Origin of the sequence: Pseudomonas iranensis, from assembly GCF_014268585.2 — a bacterium.
GTDB classification, from domain to species: domain Bacteria; phylum Pseudomonadota; class Gammaproteobacteria; order Pseudomonadales; family Pseudomonadaceae; genus Aquipseudomonas; species Aquipseudomonas iranensis.
Window position 1 is genome coordinate 1,666,699 of sequence record NZ_CP077092.1, and the last position, 16,771, is coordinate 1,683,469.

At 60.9% G+C, this 16,771-nt stretch carries 15 protein-coding genes and 1 tRNA gene; 4 read left to right on the forward strand and 12 right to left on the reverse strand.

The features are described 5' to 3' along the window. Positions 1-42 precede the first annotated feature (42 nt). Complete coding sequence (gene tam / locus HU724_RS07340) at positions 43-813, forward strand: trans-aconitate 2-methyltransferase (protein WP_186568296.1); 771 nt, start codon at positions 43-45, stop codon at positions 811-813. 585 nt (positions 814-1,398) lie between these two features. Further along, positions 1,399-1,758 carry a DUF6124 family protein gene (locus tag HU724_RS07345; protein WP_186568298.1) on the forward strand — a complete coding sequence of 120 codons (360 nt, stop codon included), beginning with the start codon at positions 1,399-1,401 and terminating at the stop codon, positions 1,756-1,758. A gap of 63 nt (positions 1,759-1,821) precedes the next feature. Here the strand turns inward: HU724_RS07345 and HU724_RS07350 are convergent, their stop codons facing one another. Continuing rightward, entirely contained in the window at positions 1,822-2,160 is a 339-nt protein-coding gene (locus tag HU724_RS07350) for a hypothetical protein (protein WP_186568299.1), read from the reverse strand. Between the two features lie 159 nt (positions 2,161-2,319). Between HU724_RS07350 and HU724_RS07355 the strand changes: the two genes are divergently transcribed. Together HU724_RS07355 and HU724_RS07360 are read left to right on the forward strand one after the other, a co-directional pair. Continuing rightward, a complete protein-coding gene (locus HU724_RS07355) occupies positions 2,320-2,616 on the forward strand; it encodes a helix-turn-helix domain-containing protein (RefSeq protein WP_110602078.1) in 297 nt (98 codons plus the stop codon). Then, positions 2,616-3,899 (forward strand): type II toxin-antitoxin system HipA family toxin, encoded by a 1,284-nt coding sequence (locus tag HU724_RS07360; RefSeq protein ID WP_186568301.1) that lies wholly within the window; start codon positions 2,616-2,618, stop codon positions 3,897-3,899. Before HU724_RS07355 ends, HU724_RS07360 begins: the two co-directional genes overlap by 1 nt. Positions 3,900-4,045: 146 nt before the next feature. Here the strand turns inward: HU724_RS07360 and HU724_RS07365 are convergent. The 11 genes from HU724_RS07365 to HU724_RS07415 all read right to left on the reverse strand — a co-directional run bounded on the left by HU724_RS07365 (position 4,046) and on the right by HU724_RS07415 (position 16,760). Beyond that, positions 4,046-4,119, reverse strand: a tRNA-Gly gene (locus tag HU724_RS07365). Positions 4,120-4,275: 156 nt separating this feature from the next. Further along, positions 4,276-5,160 carry an alpha/beta fold hydrolase gene (locus HU724_RS07370; protein WP_016771295.1) on the reverse strand — a complete coding sequence of 295 codons (885 nt, stop codon included), beginning with the start codon at positions 5,158-5,160 and terminating at the stop codon, positions 4,276-4,278. 316 nt (positions 5,161-5,476) lie between these two features. Further along, on the reverse strand, positions 5,477-6,169 hold the full coding sequence (locus HU724_RS07375; RefSeq protein WP_186568303.1) for a pseudouridine synthase: 693 nt from the start codon (positions 6,167-6,169) through the stop codon (positions 5,477-5,479). A 33-nt stretch (positions 6,170-6,202) separates the two neighbouring features. Further along, on the reverse strand, positions 6,203-6,433 hold the full coding sequence (locus HU724_RS07380; protein WP_186568305.1) for a cysteine-rich CWC family protein: 231 nt from the start codon (positions 6,431-6,433) through the stop codon (positions 6,203-6,205). Then, the gene (locus tag HU724_RS07385; protein ID WP_186568307.1) at positions 6,426-7,913 is read right to left on the reverse strand and encodes a sensor domain-containing diguanylate cyclase; all 1,488 of its coding nucleotides are present in this window, start codon (positions 7,911-7,913) and stop codon (positions 6,426-6,428) included. Before HU724_RS07385 ends, HU724_RS07380 begins: the two co-directional genes overlap by 8 nt. Positions 7,914-8,126: 213 nt before the next feature. Beyond that, complete coding sequence (gene atzF, locus HU724_RS07390; protein ID WP_186568309.1) at positions 8,127-9,899, reverse strand: allophanate hydrolase; 1,773 nt, start codon at positions 9,897-9,899, stop codon at positions 8,127-8,129. Positions 9,900-9,924: 25 nt separating this feature from the next. Continuing rightward, complete coding sequence (gene uca / locus HU724_RS07395) at positions 9,925-13,572, reverse strand: urea carboxylase (RefSeq protein WP_186568311.1); 3,648 nt, start codon at positions 13,570-13,572, stop codon at positions 9,925-9,927. Positions 13,573-13,767: 195 nt separating this feature from the next. After that, the gene (locus HU724_RS07400; RefSeq protein WP_186568313.1) at positions 13,768-14,409 is read right to left on the reverse strand and encodes an urea amidolyase associated protein UAAP2; all 642 of its coding nucleotides are present in this window, start codon (positions 14,407-14,409) and stop codon (positions 13,768-13,770) included. A gap of 11 nt (positions 14,410-14,420) precedes the next feature. Continuing rightward, on the reverse strand, positions 14,421-15,146 hold the full coding sequence (locus tag HU724_RS07405; protein ID WP_186568315.1) for an urea amidolyase associated protein UAAP1: 726 nt from the start codon (positions 15,144-15,146) through the stop codon (positions 14,421-14,423). Positions 15,147-15,159: 13 nt separating this feature from the next. Next, on the reverse strand, positions 15,160-15,948 hold the full coding sequence (locus HU724_RS07410; protein ID WP_186568317.1) for an ABC transporter ATP-binding protein: 789 nt from the start codon (positions 15,946-15,948) through the stop codon (positions 15,160-15,162). Next, positions 15,945-16,760 carry an ABC transporter permease gene (locus HU724_RS07415; protein WP_024011982.1) on the reverse strand — a complete coding sequence of 272 codons (816 nt, stop codon included), beginning with the start codon at positions 16,758-16,760 and terminating at the stop codon, positions 15,945-15,947. Before HU724_RS07415 ends, HU724_RS07410 begins: the two co-directional genes overlap by 4 nt. Positions 16,761-16,771: the final 11 nt, after the last annotated feature.

Genomic DNA, 16,771 nt, shown 5'->3' on the forward strand with positions numbered 1-16,771 from the left:
CTGTATCGTGAAAAGCAATTGAACACCCAACAGGAGAACGCAATGAGTTGGTCTGCCCAGCAATACGTCGCTTTCGAAGATGAACGCACCCGTCCGGCCCGTGATCTGTTGGCGGCGATACCCACGGCGCACGCCCGGGCGGTGGTGGATATTGGTTGCGGGCCGGGCAATTCCACCGAGTTGCTGGTGCAGCGTTTTCCCGAGGCCCGGGTCAGTGGCCTGGACAGTTCGGCGGACATGATCGCCGCCGCGCGCAAGCGCTTGCCCGATGTACAGTTCGAGGTGGCCGAGATCGACAAGTGGACCGATGAAGCCCCGTTCGATGTGATCTTCGCCAATGCGGTGCTGCAATGGGTGCCTGATCACGCTTCGTTGTTGCCAGCCCTGGCCAGCAAGCTTTCAGATGGTGGCAGCCTGGCGATTCAGATGCCGGACAACCTCAACGAACCGTCCCACCGCTTGATGCGTGACATCGCCGCCGATGGGCCGTGGGCGAGCAAGTTGGCAGACGCTGCCGGGCAGCGTACCGACATGGCCAGTGCCAGTGAGTATTTTTCAATGCTGCGCCCGCACTGCGCGCGGGTCGATGTGTGGCGCACCACCTATCATCACCAACTTCGCGATGGTGCGGCGGGGGTGGTGGAGTGGTTCAAGGGCAGTGGTTTGATTCCGTTTCTGAACCCGTTGGCCGAGGAGGAACGGGCGCAGTATCTGCAGCGGTATCTGGCGGAAGTTGCCAAGGCTTATCCGGCCTTGGCTGACGGCTCGGTGCTGCTGCCGTTTCCACGTTTGTTTATTGTTGCGACTCGCTGAATCACGCCTCTAACTTTCTTGAGTTCGCCACGTTATCTCAGGTCAGCGCATCCTTTGAAAGCAATCCGGTCGGTTCCCTCTCCCTCGGGAGAGGGCTAGGGTGAGGGGCTTCTTGGCGCATGCAAATCCGATCACCGCTGCACCGCCACCATCATCGTCCTCTGGCATCCTTTCAACTCGTTCACGCTGAACTCGTCGGAAATTTCCTTCTGTTTTCCAGGCTTTTACACGTGGTGCGCCATGGCTGTTTAAAGCTGAATTGCGTTACGTCCCGATGCCTACAAATCCTTGCGCCGCTGCCTACCGGTACGCCAGAATCCGCCGGCTTGTGCGCCTGGAGGGCGGTCGGTAACTTGGTTCGCGTCACTGATTTCCAGTGATCGGGTTTAGCAGCCCGGCCAGGATTGACCAACGGTTGCACATGTACCTTCCAGTCAGGCTTCGCCTGCACTGATGGTGGCTGTGCGCATGGCACCCTCGGGTGCGCCGGGTTTTGGACTTCCTACCGGTCTGCTAACTTGCGTACAGCTGCCACCCTTTCGTATAGCAGCGGGACGGTTGCAGTTACCACTACAGGAAGATTCCATGTTCAAGGTAACGCCAAATCCACCGGAAACCGATCCGGCCTCTCCGTACGAGTCCCTCGATTCGAAAAAACTCCACGAAGCCGCCGAACGCGCCCTCGACCACTACCTCATTTCGCCGAAAACCAGCTCACCGCCATACCAGACCAGCAGCATGTTCATGGTCAACCCGAGCACCGACACCGAGTCGCTATTGGTCAACGCCAGCGAATCCCTCGGCTCGGCCAGCGTCATGCTCGGCGACTTCGCCGCCATGCTCGACGGCAGCCAGCGCAAAACCCTGCTCGGCATCGCCCAGGTCGTCATGCTGGGCGAGCTGGCGGTGAATCGGGCGCTGGATAATGTGGTGCCGGTCGGTTAGCCGGCGCTGATTTCCGGGCAAAAAAAACCGGTCGTTGCGACCGGTTTTTCGGCTAGTGCAGCGTCAAAACCGCTGATCAATACCAGGTTTGTCCTCTTGAAAGGGCTCGGAAGGGGGAATCGGGAATTGCTGCTCCTCATACTCCCCCACCCGCCGAGCGAGAATTTCCAATTCATCGCCTTCCGGCGAGTTCATCTCAGCGCCCCAGATCTGCTCGATACGCAGCAATGCTGCGGACAAGTCTTCAGTGCTCCGAATGGGTTTGATGTCCATAAATGATGTCCGCTTTGGTAACCACATGAGCGGCGATCTGAACGGCACGACAAACGCTGTGTTCATCATTACGTTGCCAAATATGACTGCATTGCGGAGAGTCAGATTCGCGGTGACAAAAGCGGCCACGCGCGTAATCCTCAGTGTCAGCGGTGTAGCAATCAGAAGATCTCTAATGCTCCACGGAATTAGTGAAAATTACTTAAAAATGGTCATATCTGATCCTTAAGGAAGATTAGATAGCTACAATGGCTCAATTAAGATCCTTAAGAATTGGAAGGGTTTGCCATGTCATTCATGCATTTGCTTCACTCGCCGGCTGAGATCGCTAGAAATGTCGGAGAAAACGCCAAAATCCTGCGGCTCTCCAAAAACCTTTCCCGCAAGACGCTCGCAGAAAAGGCGGGGGTTTCCGAATCCACCATCAAGCGATTCGAAGCGACCGGGCTCGTGACGTTGGAGGCTTTGATCCTGATAGCCACTGCGCTTGATGAACTCAACGCTGTGACCAAGCTGTTCAAACCAGAGCAACCGAGCTCGCTGGATGAGCTGAAGAATGCCAGGCGCAAGAGAGGGATGCGCTGATGATCAAGCCTTTCAAACACACAGAAGCGCTGAATGTTTTGAAAGAGGGCGCCAAGGTTGGCGAGCTGGTCAGAGTCGCGGGCCGGGGGATTTACTTCGCTTACGATCCGGGTTGGCTTGCCACTGGCTACAATCTTTCGCCGCTGACAATGGCTTGGGACGAAAAGCCCCAGTTGGCCAGGAACACCAGCCTCTTCGAAGGGCTACACGGACCGTTCGCCGATTCACTGCCTGACGGCTGGGGCATGCTGCTGATGGATCGATATTTCGACAGCACCTTCGGTGACGGCACCCACCTAACCCTCACAGCGCTTAATCGCCTTGCTTATATGGGCGAGCGCAGTATGGGTGCGTTTGAATATCAGCCGAAGGCGGAAAAAACAGAGCTCACAGGCCCTTTGGATATTTGCCAACTCTACGAAGCTTCAATCGAAGTTCAAGAGGGTGAGACCCCTGCAGTGCTTACCAAATTGCGTCTGGCTGGTGGCTCACCGGGGGGCGCACGACCGAAGGCAATCGTGGCGCTGTCTGCCGACAAAAAACACGCAATTTCGGCCTTTGATGCCCTGCTCGAGGGCTATGCACATTGGATCGTGAAGTTCAGGGCATTGTACGAACCGATTGAAACCGGCGGCATCGAACTCGCCTATGCCGAGATGGCTCGTGCCGCCGGAGTGACCATGGCTGAATCGGATCTTCTGGATGTGCAGATGCCTGGCGGCGAGGTTGAGCGTTTCTTCGCAACCCAGCGCTTCGACCGCGACGGCGAGCGCAAGATTCACATGATGACCGTCTCGGCGCTCATGTACGCGGACTACCGCGCATTGTCATCCATCGACTACCCGAACCTGCTCAAGCTCACTCAGGTGTTGACCAGAAGCTCCGTCGAAGTGGAAAAGATGGCCAGGTTAATGATCTTCAATGCGCTGTCTCACAACCATGACGACCATGCGAAGAACTTTGCCTTTCTCTGCCACAATCCTGAAAAAAAAGGCGAGAGAGAAACCTGGACGCTGTCCCCGGCATACGACCTGACCTTCGCAAACGCCATGGGCGAGCACACCACTGACTTCGGTGGCCGCACTCCCGGCAAGCCTACGCGCAAGCGGATCCTGGAGATCTGCAAGGATTACAAATACCTCAAGGCCGAGGAATACATCGAGCAGACTCTCGCTGCGCTCGCCGACTGGAGGAAAGTATTCACTCGATTGAATGTCCCGCACAAAGCCGGGGAGCCGATCTTCAATGTACTGGCGAGGCTGCATCAGGATTTCGAGAAGTAATCCGGGGAGGAGGGGCTCGGCAATTTTCCGGAAGTCTTCACCGCCAGCACGCTTCAACTCCAGACACAAAAAAAACGGCCATCAAGGCCGTTTTTTTCTATTCCTGCATCCCCCGTCAGACAACACAACGCGAGATCAATATTCGGTGGAGCGGGTAGAGGGAATCGAACCCTCATCTAAAGCTTGGGAAGCTTTCGTTCTACCACTAAACTATACCCGCTCAGAGCGGCTGACTTTGTACCAGACTCGGCCACGGATTTGAAGTTTTCTTTTCTCTGCGAGGGCTTTGCCGCGCAGAAATCGGTCGATCGCGAGCAAGGGCTGCGCCGGTGCAACAGGCACTTCAAGCTTGCAGCCTTGCCGCGATGACGCTGTTTCAAATGGCCAGGGCATGGTGATCCTGCACAAACGAGTAGCGCGTTCGGCTGGCTTGCGGCGCAGGTTTCAGAAAGCCCAGCAGAGCGTTCTGGCTGTCGCGGCAGGCGGCCTTGTGCTCCATGTCGAGGAAGTGCCCGGTGGCTTGCAGGGTGGTGAAGCTGCTGTGCGCTACGTGATTGCCAAACAGGCGTGCGTCTTCAGCAGCGGTGTATTCGTCCCATTCGCCATTCAGGAACAGCACCGGCACGCTGATCTTTTTCGCCGCATTCAGATAGCACTGGCGATCGCTGTGCAGCACGTCGTTGATGTGAAAGTGCATCTGCCCGTACTCATGCTCGGCGAGGCTGCTGACATGGCGATAGTTGAAGCGCTTGAACAGCGACGGCAGGTGTTTGCCGATGGTGTTGTTGACCAGATGACCGACCCGGTCGCCGTCGCGGCTGCCGAGGTAATCGACGCCGCGCTCAAGGTAATCGAGCATGTGCGCATTGATTACCGGGGAGAACGAGCTGATCACGGCTTTTTCAATGCGCCGCGGTTGCTGGGCGAGGGCGACCAGAGTGGCGGCGCCGCCCCAGGAGAACGACAGCACGTGTTCGGCGGCGAAGTGATCGATCAGCTCCAGGAGAATCTGCCCTTCGACTTCCTTCGTCAGATGTTTCTCATGCCGGTTGTGGGCTTTTGAGCGGCCCGCGTAGGGCTGGTCATAGCAGACCACGTTGAATTGCGGGTGCAGGTTTTTCACGGTCTGTGCAAACGACGCAGTCGTGGCCATCGAGCCGTTGACCAGAATGATGGTCTTTTCTGCGGCGTCTGCGCGATAGAACTCCGTGTAAACCCGATACTGACCCTGTATATCCAGCACAGCGATTTCTGGCCTCATGTCATAAGACTCCTGGCAAGCAAGCGGGTATGCGCGCAATCGAGATTGCACGAGCTTTGTGACAGGTAGGCATACGCCTGAAATTTGCTGGCCCATGTCGATCCGGTACGGCAGGTCGACGGGTGTTGTTATTGGCGGGCAGATTGCCGGCTGAGGCGCAGCCCTTGAGGGCAGACGACCGACAAAAAGTTTCTTGGAAGTATGTAGTGACTCATCGGTCACATTTCGGCCGACGTCCTGATTCAAGCAGGGGACTCAGGATCACGCAAGTGCCGTCGGCGAATTGTTCGACAACTTCGGCTGAGCGGTCGCCGGCTTAGAACAAATGAATCTCTTCGGTGCGCAAAGCGCGGTATTCGCCCGGTTTTAGCGCGTGATCGAGGGTCAGTTCGCCGATGGATTCGCGGTGCAGGCGCAGGACTTTGTTGTTGAAAAACCCAAACATGCGCTTGACCTGATGGTAGCGGCCTTCAACGATGCTCAGTCGCGCCGAGCGTGGGCCGAGCAGCTCCAGTTGCGCCGGTTGCGTGGTCAGATCTTCAAAAGCGAAGTAAATGCCCGCGGCAAATTTCAGCGCGTAGCTCGGGTCGATGTCCTGTTCGGTTTCGACGTAATAGACCTTCGACAGTTTGGTTTGCGGCTGCGTCAGGCGTCGCGACCAGGCGCCGTCATTGGTGATCAGCAGCAGCCCGGTGGTATTGAAATCCAGACGTCCGGCGATGTGCAGATCGTCCTTGTGCGGTTCATCGAGCAGGTCGAGCACGGTCGCATGCTGCGGATCGCGGGTGGCGCTGACGCAACCCGGCGGTTTGTGCAGCATGAAATAGCGCGCCGGTTTACCGCTTTGCAGCACCTCATCATCGACTTCGACCCGACTGAATTCCAGCACCTCACTGTGCGGGTCGCTGACGACTTTTCCGTCAATCCGCACGCGCTTTTCCACCAGCAACAGGCGAACCTGCTGACGGTTGTAGCGGGGCAGATTGCTGAGGAAGCGGTCGACGCGCATGGTCAGGATTCAACGGATGAAGGGCCGCGCATCTTACGGGATCGGCCGCCGGCCTGCTTGTAGTTGCGCTTCGACCTGTGCGCAGCGCGGGCACAGGCAGGCTTGATTGCGCAGCTCGGCCGGCAGCGCTTCGAGCACCGCCGGGTCGATGGTCACGCCATAGCACCAGCATTCGCGGTCGGCGGTGCGCGGGTCGGCGAGGCTGCAATCGTTGCGCGCACCGCAGGCCGGGCATTGGTCGGGTTTGACGTCGTTATCAGGCATAGGTCGAGTGCGGCATTTCCATGCAGGTGCGGTTGCGCCCGGTTTGCTTGGCGCGGTACATCGCATGATCGGCTCGGGACAGCAAGCTGTGCAAGGTGTCATCGCGTTGCACGGTGGTGGCGCCGATGCTCACGGTCAGATGCAGGCTGTGGCCATCGTAGGCATATTCGTGTTGTTCGACGTGCTGGCGGATCTTCTCGGCAATTTTCTGCCCGGTCTCGCCGTCGGTGTCTTTCAACAGAACGATGAACTCCTCACCGCCCCAGCGGCAGACGATATCGGCGTGACGCAGGCAACTTTGCAGGTCGCGGGCGAAACCGATCAACACCTGATCGCCGGCCATGTGGCCGTAGGTGTCGTTCAACGCTTTGAAGTGGTCGAGGTCGAGCAACAACGCGGTCAGCGGCTTGGTTTCCCGTTGGGCCTCGTGCAGCGCTTGCGCGGCGAGGATGTCGAAACCGCGTCGGTTCGGCAGTTCGGTGAGACTGTCGAGGGTGGCGTGCGCCTGAATCTTCGCCTGGAAGCGCTTGATCACTCGATTGAGCAAGGCCAGCACGATCAACGTCACCAGCAGGCAGATCAGCAGATTGAGATACAGCGACTGGCGGATCTCGCTCAGCGCGCCGTCCTCGCGTTTATCGACGAACAGGTACCAGTTCAACTCGGGGATAAACCGCACGTTGAGAAAATGCCCTTGGCCCTGAGTGGAATATTCGTAGCTGCCGCTGTGCGGCTTGGGCAACTGGCTGACCAGACTTTTCATGCTCTCCAGTTCGCCAAGACTCTGGCCGATGTGCGCGCCTTCCGGGCCACCCTCGGCACCGGTCAATACGAGGCGGCCGAAGGTATCGACGAAGTACACGCTGCGTTGATAGCGCTGTTGATACTTGTCGATCAGCTTGATCACCGCGTCCACCGTCAGGCCCACGCCCGCGGCGCCGATGAAGCGGTTGTGGTAGTCGTAAACCTTGTAATTGATGAAGAACGTCAGGTTGTCCTTGTTGGCCAGATCCGGGTCGACGTTGATCTCGTACGGGTCCTGCATGTCGCGCACGCGGAAGTACCAGGTGTCGCGCGGTTCATCGACTTTGACCTGCTTGAGCACGCCTTTGGCGTGGTAGTAGGTGAGCGTGGCATTGGAAACGAAGAACGCCGTGTAGGCGCCGTAATGGGTCATGACCTCGTCGAGATAGCGGGTCATCTGCTCGGGATTCTGCTCGCCATTGACCACCCAGTCGCGCATGAACGTATCGCGGGACATCATCGAGGAAATCAGGATCGGCCGGACCAGATCTTTCTGGATTTCCGAATAGACCGTGTCGGAGGTCAGCGGCAGTTCGGTGTTGACGATGTTGTCGCGGATCGACTCGCGGGAGGCGAAATAGCTCAACAGTGACGTAGCGAGAAAGCCGGCGCCGAGCAGGGCAACCAGGGTGAGCACCAGTGAACGTTGCGAGTACAAGGGAGAACGAAGCGGCATGGCAGATCCGTTGGCAGTGGCCCGATGGGATGCATTCTAGTGGCACTGCGCGCAAATAACTGCTCCCTGTGCGGCGTGAATGGTCGTTCCTTTATTCGGGGGGGGCCAGAACCCGTGGGAGCGAGCCTGCTCGCGAAGGCGGTGGGTCAGCCACATCAATGTTGAATGACATACCGCATTCGCGAGCAGGCTCGCTCCCACAGGGCGACAGATTCAGGCCAGGGTTTTGAGGTATGCCCGCCATCCCCCCAAATGACTGATATCCACCGCACCCTCCAACCCATACGGCTCACAGATAAACCCGCTCTCCCAGCGCCCATCCGCCAGTTGCACCTTACCCAGCCCCAGCGGCGCCGGAATCCCGGTGAGAAACGAGCCCAATTCGCTGCTCGGCAACTCCCAAACCTCCACGGCAATCGCCTCGCCGCCATCCTTGACCCGCACCATCCCCGGCCGCAATGGCGGGCCGCCGGCGAGGGCGTGCAGTCGATAGTCCGGCGAACTGAACGTGGTTTCCAGCAAGCGCCCGCCACGCTGGGTCAGTTGCCAGTTCAACGCCAGCCCTTGCAGGTGCGCGCCACACACCACCAATCGAGCGCGATCATTGCGCGCAGGGTTCGTCGGAGTTGGCAGGGCACTGTCGTGCTGGCGCTGCAAGGCATCGGCCACGCTCAACAGATACTGGTCGGTAAACACCCGCCCGAACAACGTCACGCCCCACGGCAGACCATTGCTCATGAATGCGGTCGGCACGGCCACGGCGGCGTAGTCGAGCAGGTTCATGAAGTTGGTGTAATAGCCCAGTTCGGAATTGCGCAGCACCGGCTCGGCCTCAAGCTCGGCCAACGTCACTGGACGGCCGATGGTCGGCGTCAGTACGCAGTCGAGATTTTCCAGGGCCTCGTCGCAGAGGGCCTTCAGTGCCTGCAATCGATATTGCGCGCGAAAGGTCTGCACGCCAGTCACTGCCGGAGCCTTGGCCAGCACCGCACGGATCACTGGCAGCACCGCTTCGGGATTCTGCTCCATCAGCTCACCGGCGACGCTGTAACGCTCGGCGACCCACGGCCCGTCGTAAAGCAACCGCGCCGCTTCCAGAAACGGTGACAAGTCCAGCTCGACGGCTTCGCCACCCAAGGCCTTGAGCCGTTCGATGGCCGCTGCGAACAACTGTGGCCCCTCGCTGCAACCGAAAAACTCCAGATCCTGCGCCCGTGGCACGCCGAAGCGAAACGGCCGTGGCGCGCCAAATGCCGAGCCGTCGTTCCATGCCGGATTTCCTCGGCTGTATTCATCGCGAGGATCGTGTTTGGCCGTAAGCGCCAGCAACTGACTGGCCTCGCGAGCAGTCGCGGTGAAGGTGGTTACGCAGTCCAGCGTGCGGCACGCCGGCAGCACGCCGGCGGTGGTGATCAGGCCTTTGCTCGCCTTCAATCCCACCAGATTATTCAGCGCCGCCGGCACTCGCCCGGAACCAGCGGTGTCAGTGCCCAAGGCAAAACTCGCCACACCCAGCGCCACTGCCAGTGACGAGCCGGCGCTGGAGCCGCCGGACGGATACTCGGGCAAAACGCTGTTCGGACACGCACCATAAGGCGAGCGGCTGCCATTGAGGCCGGTGGCAAACTGATCGAGATTGGTCTTGCCCAGCGGAATCGCCCCCAGCGCCAACAGCTGCTCGACGATGCTCGCCGACTGCTGCGGCACATAGGCAAACGCCGGGCACGCGGCGGTGGTGGGAATGCCGGCCAGATCGATGTTGTCCTTGATCGCGAACGGCACGCCATACAGCGGCAGACTGTCGAGGTCACGATCGTCGAGGGCGGCCAGATACGGCTCCAGTTCATCGACGCTGAGCAGGTGGATGAACAGGTGATAGTCGGGATTCAGCGCAGCGGCTTTTTCGCGCAATTGCAGCAGCAGTTGGCGCGGTGTGGTATCGCCATTGCGATAGGCCTGGCGCAGTGCATCGAGTTGCAGATTCATCAGTTGATCCTTTTCAGAAATGGCTTCAGTCGAGTTCCAGCACCGCCACCCGTTGTCCGGCGCGCACCGCCGAACCGGGTTGCACGCGGATCTCGCGCACCACGCCGGCCAGCGGCGCGAGGACAGGGATTTCCATCTTCATCGACTCGAGAATCACCAGTACATCGCCCGCCGCGACGCGCTGGCCGGTCTCGACCTGCACCTGCCAGAGATTGCCGGCGATGTGGCTGTCGACGCTGTGTTCACCGCTGTGCAGCGGTGCTTCTTCGCTGGCGTCAGGCACGGCTTCTTCGCTGTCGAAATGCGCCTGGCCGCTGGCGATCCAGCGCTCGCGTTCAGCCTTGAACGCGCCCTGTTGCTGCGCACGGAAAGCGCTGATGCCCTCGGCTTCCTGACTGAGAAATGCCTGATAGTCGGCGAGGTTGAGCTGGCTGTGTTCGATGTTCAGATCGAAGCGCCCAAGGGGGAAGTCGCGGCGGATGCGCAGCAGTTCTTCAGCGCTGACCGGGTAGAAGCGGATCTGATCGAAGAAGCGCAGCAGCCACGGTTTGCCATCGAACGCGGCGACTTCGCGATAGCGATTCCACATCTGCAGGGTGCGCCCGACAAACTGATAACCGCCCGGGCCTTCCATGCCGTACACGCACATGTAGGCGCCGCCGATGCCCACCGAATTCTCGGCGGTCCAGGTACGCGCCGGGTTGTACTTGGTGGTCACCAGACGATGGCGCGGATCGAGCGGCGTGGCCACCGGCGCGCCGAGGTAAACGTCGCCAAGGCCCATCACCAGATAGCTCGCATCGAACACCGTGCGCTGCACTTCGTCGAGGTTCGGCAGGTCGTTGATGCGCCGGATGAACTCCAGATTGCTCGGGCACCACGGCGCGTCCTTGCGCACGGTGGTCATGTATTTCTCGATCGCCAACTGGCAGGCCGGGTCGTCCCACGACAGCGGCAAGTGCACGATGCGCGACGGCACTTGCAGATCTTTTGCGGCGCACACCGCGTCCCATTCGCCGGCGATGATGCCGAGCAGATCGGCCAGCGGCAGTTGCTCCGGCTGGTAGTGCACTTGCAGCGAGCGAATGCCCGGGGTGAGGTCGATCACCCCATCCAGGGCTTGGCTTTCCAGCGCCTGCATCAGTGCGTGGGCGCGAAAGCGCAGGACCAGATCAAGCTCCGGCGCGCCGATTTCCAGCAGTAGATGAGTGTCGCCAGAAACCCGTGCAACCAGTCGCTGATCGCCTTGGCCCAACGCCAACACCACAGGCGACATCAAACCCTGTGGGAGCGAGCCTGCTCGCGAAGAGGCCGTGTCAGTCAATATCGATTTGTCTGGGGCGACGCTTTCGCGAGCAGGCTCGCTCCCACAGGGGGCATCCCATTTCAGGGCGAGATCGCGGGCGGTGCAGAGGTCGACGGGGATGAACTGAATTTTATCGCCCGCCTTGAGCTGCCCCAGCTGCCACAGATCCGCCTCGATCACCGTCACCGGGCAGACAAACCCACCCAGGCTCGGGCCATCCGGGCCGAGGATCACCGGCATGTCCCCGGTGAAATCCACCGCACCAATCGCATACGGATTGTCATGGATGTTCGACGGGTGCAGACCCGCTTCACCGCCATCCTCACGCACCCACTCAGGCTTCGGTCCGATCAGGCGCACGCCGGTGCGGCTGGAGTTGAAATGCACTTCCCACTGGGTCGCGAAGAATGTGGCGATGTAGTTTTCGCTGAAGTATTCCGGTGCGCCGTGCGGGCCGTAGATCACCCGGATCTGGCGCACGCTCGGCAGCGCCGTGATGTGCTGTTCGGCCAGTTGCTGGCCGGCGCTGCGCTCGGCCAATGCCGGCACATGCAACACGTCACCGGCCCTCAACGCGCGACCGCCATGCCCGCCAAACTGGCCGAGGGTGAAGGTACTTTTGCTGCCCAGATAATCCGGCACCTGCACGCCGCCGCGCAGGCACAGATAACTGCGCGCGCCGGCGCCGCTGATGCTGCCCAGCTGCAACGTCGCGCCGGCCGGGATCAGCAGCGCGGTGTTCATCGGTACCGGTTCAGCGTCAAGGGTCAAGGCAATCGGCGCGCCGGTCACCGCGACCACCGCGTCACAATTGAAGCGCAGGATCGGCCCGCTCATGGTGATTTCCAGTGCGGCGGCGCCTTGTTCATTGCCGAGCAGACGATTGCCCAGGCGCAGCGCTCGGCTGTCCATCGGCCCCGAGGGTGGCACGCCGACGGCCCAGTAGCCGAGGCGTCCGGGATAGTCCTGCACGCTGGTTTGCGTACCGGCGCTGAGTACTTCGAAGGTGTTGGCGTGATACAGCAGATTTTCCAGACAACGGGTCCACGGCTGACCGCTGGCGAATGGAGTATCGAGCAGAATCTGGCGCAGGTAATCGCGGTTGGTTTCCACGCCGTACAGCAGGCTATCGCCCAATGCCTGATGGAGTTCGGCGCGAGCCTGTTCGCGACTCGGCGCCCACGCGATGAGCTTGGCGATCATCGGATCGAAATACGGCGGAATTTCTACACCGGCCTCGACCCAGGTGTCGATGCGCAACTCAACGCCGTTGGCTGGCGGAAATTGCACAGCGGTCAGCAGGCCCGGGCTCGGCTGGAAATCACGCCCCGGATCTTCCGCGTACAGACGTGCCTGAATCGCATGGCCCTGCGGTTCCAGGCCTTGATACAACTCGTTCAGCGGCGGCAGATCACCAGCGGCCAGCTCGATCATCCAGCGCACCAGATCCACGTCCCACACCTGTTCGGTGACGCCGTGCTCGACCTGCAACCGCGTGTTCACTTCGAGAAAATAGAAGCGCTGGCCCTCGCTGTCGAAGACGAATTCGACGGTGCCGGCGCTGCGGTAATTCACTGCTTGCGCCAGTTTGATCGCCGCTGCGCACAGCTCATCGGCCATGCCTTCTGGCAGGTTCGGCGCCGGGGTTTCTTCGAGGACTTTCTGGTTGCGCCGCTGCACCGAACAGTCGCGCACGCCGAGAGCGATGACTTCACCGCAGCCGTCGCCGAACACCTGCACTTCCAGATGCCGCGCGCGTTCGATGTACTTCTCGATGAACACGCCGGCGTCGCTGAAGTTATTCTGGCCGAGGCGTTTCACGGCTTCGAACGACTCGCTCAACTCGCTCGCGCTGCGGCACACGCGCATGCCGATGCCACCACCGCCAGCGGTGCTTTTCAGCATCACCGGGTAGCCGACCTGTTCGGCGGCGCTCAGCGCGCAATCGAGGCTGTCGAGCAGGTCGGTGCCTTCGAGCATCGGTACGCCGTGCTGTTTGGCCAAGGCGCGAGCAGTGTGCTTGAGGCCGAACACCCGCAATTGCTCCGGCGTCGGCCCGATGAAGGCGATGCCCTGCGCTTCGCAGGCTTCGGCGAACGCTGCGTTCTCGGAGAGAAATCCGTAGCCGGGATGAATCGCCGTGGCGCCACTTTGTTTGGCGATCGTGAGGATTTTGTCTATCGCCAGATACGTCGCGGACGCCGCGCCTTCGCCGAGGCTGTACGCTTCAGCGGCCTGGGAGATGTGCAGGCTGGCAGCATCGGCTTCGGAGTACACGGCGACGCCTTGGGCCTTCAGCACGTTGATCGTGCGCAGGATGCGACAGGCAATCGCGCCACGGTTGGCGATGAGGATTTTTTCGAACATGGCATAACCCCTGAAGGGGGAGCGGGCCGTCCCGCTGTTTTTCGACAGACATCCGGGCCGTCCCGGATGGAAAACACACACTTCACTCCAACCCACCACAAACCCACAGGGTTCAGGGTTGTCCGGTGGATTTCAGGCACTGCCCGGAACGCGCCTGGCACAGTGCAAAAAGCCAACGGCGTAAGCGGCTGATGGTCAGTTCCATACGAGCAACTCCGCCGGGGTCGGGTTGTAGGCATTGCATGGATTGTTCAGCTGCGGGCAGTTGGAAATCAGCACGATGACGTCCACCTCCGCGCGCAAATCAACGTACTTGCCCGGCGCAGAAATCCCGTCCTCGAAGCTCAGCCCGCCATCTGCCGTTACCGGCACGTTCATGAAGAAATTGATGTTCGGCCCGATGTCACCTTTGCTCAATCGGCCGTCGTGGGCGCAGGCGCGCAGGTAGTTGTCGCGGCAGCTGTGCATGTAGCGTTTTTCCAGGGCGTAGCGCACGGTGTTGCTCTCTTGCGCGCAGGCACCGCCGAGGGTGTCGTGGCGCCCGCAGGTGTCGGCAACGATGGTCAGCATCGGCTGGCCGAGGTTGGAATACAGCACGCTGCCGGTGCTCAGGTAGACGCTGTTCTGCCGGCGCAAGGTGCGTTGCACGTCGTAGCGTTCCTTGGGGTTGGCGAGGCTGTAGAACAAGGTGTCGACGGCCTGATTGCCTTCCAGATCGAGGATGCGCAGGGTCTGCCCGGCCTTGACCTCCATCAGCCAGGGCTCGCCGGCGGGAATGGTCGCGCGGTAGATCGCGCTGTCGGCTTGCTTGTGCGAAGTGGCGATTGCGAGTGACATGGCTGCGATCCTCAGGCGAACAAACGGTCGGTGTTGATGAAGCCGCGCTCGTTTTCCGGGCGCGAAGTGCGGCAGTGTTCGGCGACGCTGTCGTCGGCGTTCATCCAGCTCAGCTTCAAGGGTTTCGGGGCGTATTCGGGGGACGGGTCCATTGGATGTTGCAAGGCGGTGAGCACCACCAGGCTGTCCATCGGCGCGTATAGCTCGATGTAGTCGCCGGCCTTCGAGTTGCCTTCGACGAAGTGGAAACGCCCGGCCTCATCGACGTTCACACGGCTGAACAGATTGAGGGTCATCAGCAGGTCGGACAGGCCCAGGCCCCACTTGCCGAGCTCCACCAACAGGTTGTCGGTGCCATTGCGAAAGAAGCCGTTGCGCAGTTCCTGGTAGCGGCCCTGGCCGTATTTTTCTGCGACCTCTTGCGCGCACAGCACGCCGCCGAGGCTGTCGCTCCAGCCGCAGGTGTCGGTGGTGATCGCGGCTAGCACGCGGCCCATGTCCGAGTACAGGCAGTGGCCGGCGGTGAGCTTGGCGGTGTGTTGGCATTTGAGGCTGTCGGGCAGGTTCAATCGCTCGGTTTTTTCATTGGCATTGAGCAAGGTCAGGCTGACATTGGCGCCGCCGCGCAGGTCGGTCAGGCGCAGCAATTGGCCGCGCTTGAGCACGAATGAACGGTGGCCGCCGCCCGGCAGCAGTTCTTCAGCGAAGGGTGGGAAGAGTTGGATTGAATCAGTCATTGGAGCAGTCCTCTCAAGCAGTGCGAAGGGTGCCCGCCAGCGGCAGCGGCAGGGCCTCGACGGCGGCGCGCTGGGCGCGGCGGTCGCTGTTCAACGGGATGTCGTAGGTGATGCGGGCGCCATAGGCGCCGGGGGCGTGCGGGTCGAGGCGCACCTTGTCGAACACCAGCAGGCGCGTGCCCAGGCTGAAGCCTTCCGACAGGTCGTGGGTGACCATGAACACCGTCAGTTGCGTCTCGCGCCACAGCTCCAGCAGCAGCGCGTGCATGTCTTTGCGAATGCCCGGATCGAGCGCGCCGAAGGGCTCGTCGAGCAGCAACACGCGCGGCTTCATGATCAGCGCCTGGGCGATGGCCAAGCGTTGCTGCATGCCGCCGGACAGCTGTGCCGGGTACTTGTCCTGCGCATGGCCGAGGCCGACTTTTGTCAGCAGGGCTGCAGCCTGCTCGCGCGCCTCGCGTTTGGCGTTGCCGAACAGCCGGCCGAGCAAGGGCGCGCGCGGCAATTCGAGACCGAGGGCGACGTTGTCGAGCACGCTCAGGTGCGGGAACACCGAGTAGCGTTGGAAGACCACGCCACGGCTGGCATCCGGCTCGCTGGCCAAGGGCTGGCCGTCGAGCAGAATCTCCCCGCGACTGGCGCTTTCCTGGCCGAGCAGCAGGCGCAGGAAGGTCGATTTGCCGCAACCGGAGGCGCCGACCAAGGTGCAGAACTCGCCTTCGTTGACGCTCAGGTTCAAGCCTTCCAGAACCACTTGATCGGCGTACTGCTGCCAGACGTTTTTTACTGTGATGAAGCTCATTTCGCCGCTCCCTCATACCAAGGGAAAGCGCGCTGGGTCAGCTGTTTCAAGCCCCAGTCCATCAGCCAGGCGAGCAGGGTGATCCACACCACGTAGGGCAGGATCACATCCATCGCCAGGTAGCGCCGCACCAGAAAGATCCGGTAGCCGAGGCCATCGGTGGAGGCGATCGCTTCGGCGGCAATCAGGAACAGCCACGCCGAACCGAGCATCAAGCGCAGCGAGATCAGCAAGCGCGGCAACAGCTGCGGCAAGACCACGCGCAGCATCAACGTCCAGGTCGAGGCGCCGAGGGTCTGCGCCTTGATCAGCAGTTCGACCGGAATGTCGCGGGCACGCTGTTCCAGATCCCGGGCCAGTGCCGGGGTGATGCCAATCACAATCAGCATGACTTTCGACAACTCGCCCAGGCCGAAGACGATGAACAGAATCGGCAGGATCGCCAGCGGCGGCACCATCGACAGCACCGTCAGCAACGGCGACAACGGCGCGCCGAACAGCGGCAGGGTGCCCGCCGCGATACCGAGGCAAAGACCCGCCAGCGCCGCGATGCCGAGGCCGATGGCCAAACGCCGCAGACTCGACGCAGTGTCTTGCCACAACAGGTATTCACCGGTGCGGCTGTCGGCGTTGAAGGCCAAGCGTTTAACCGCGTCGCTCATCTGCACGGCGCTGGGCAGCAGTTTGTCGTTGGGGTTGTCCGCCAGGCGCTCGGCCGAGCCTGTGAAGTAGGCGAACAGCACCAGCGCGAACGGCAGGATCACCAGCAACAGGCGACTCGGGCGATCAGGGTGGCGATTGATCAGGCGCATGGCCAAATCCT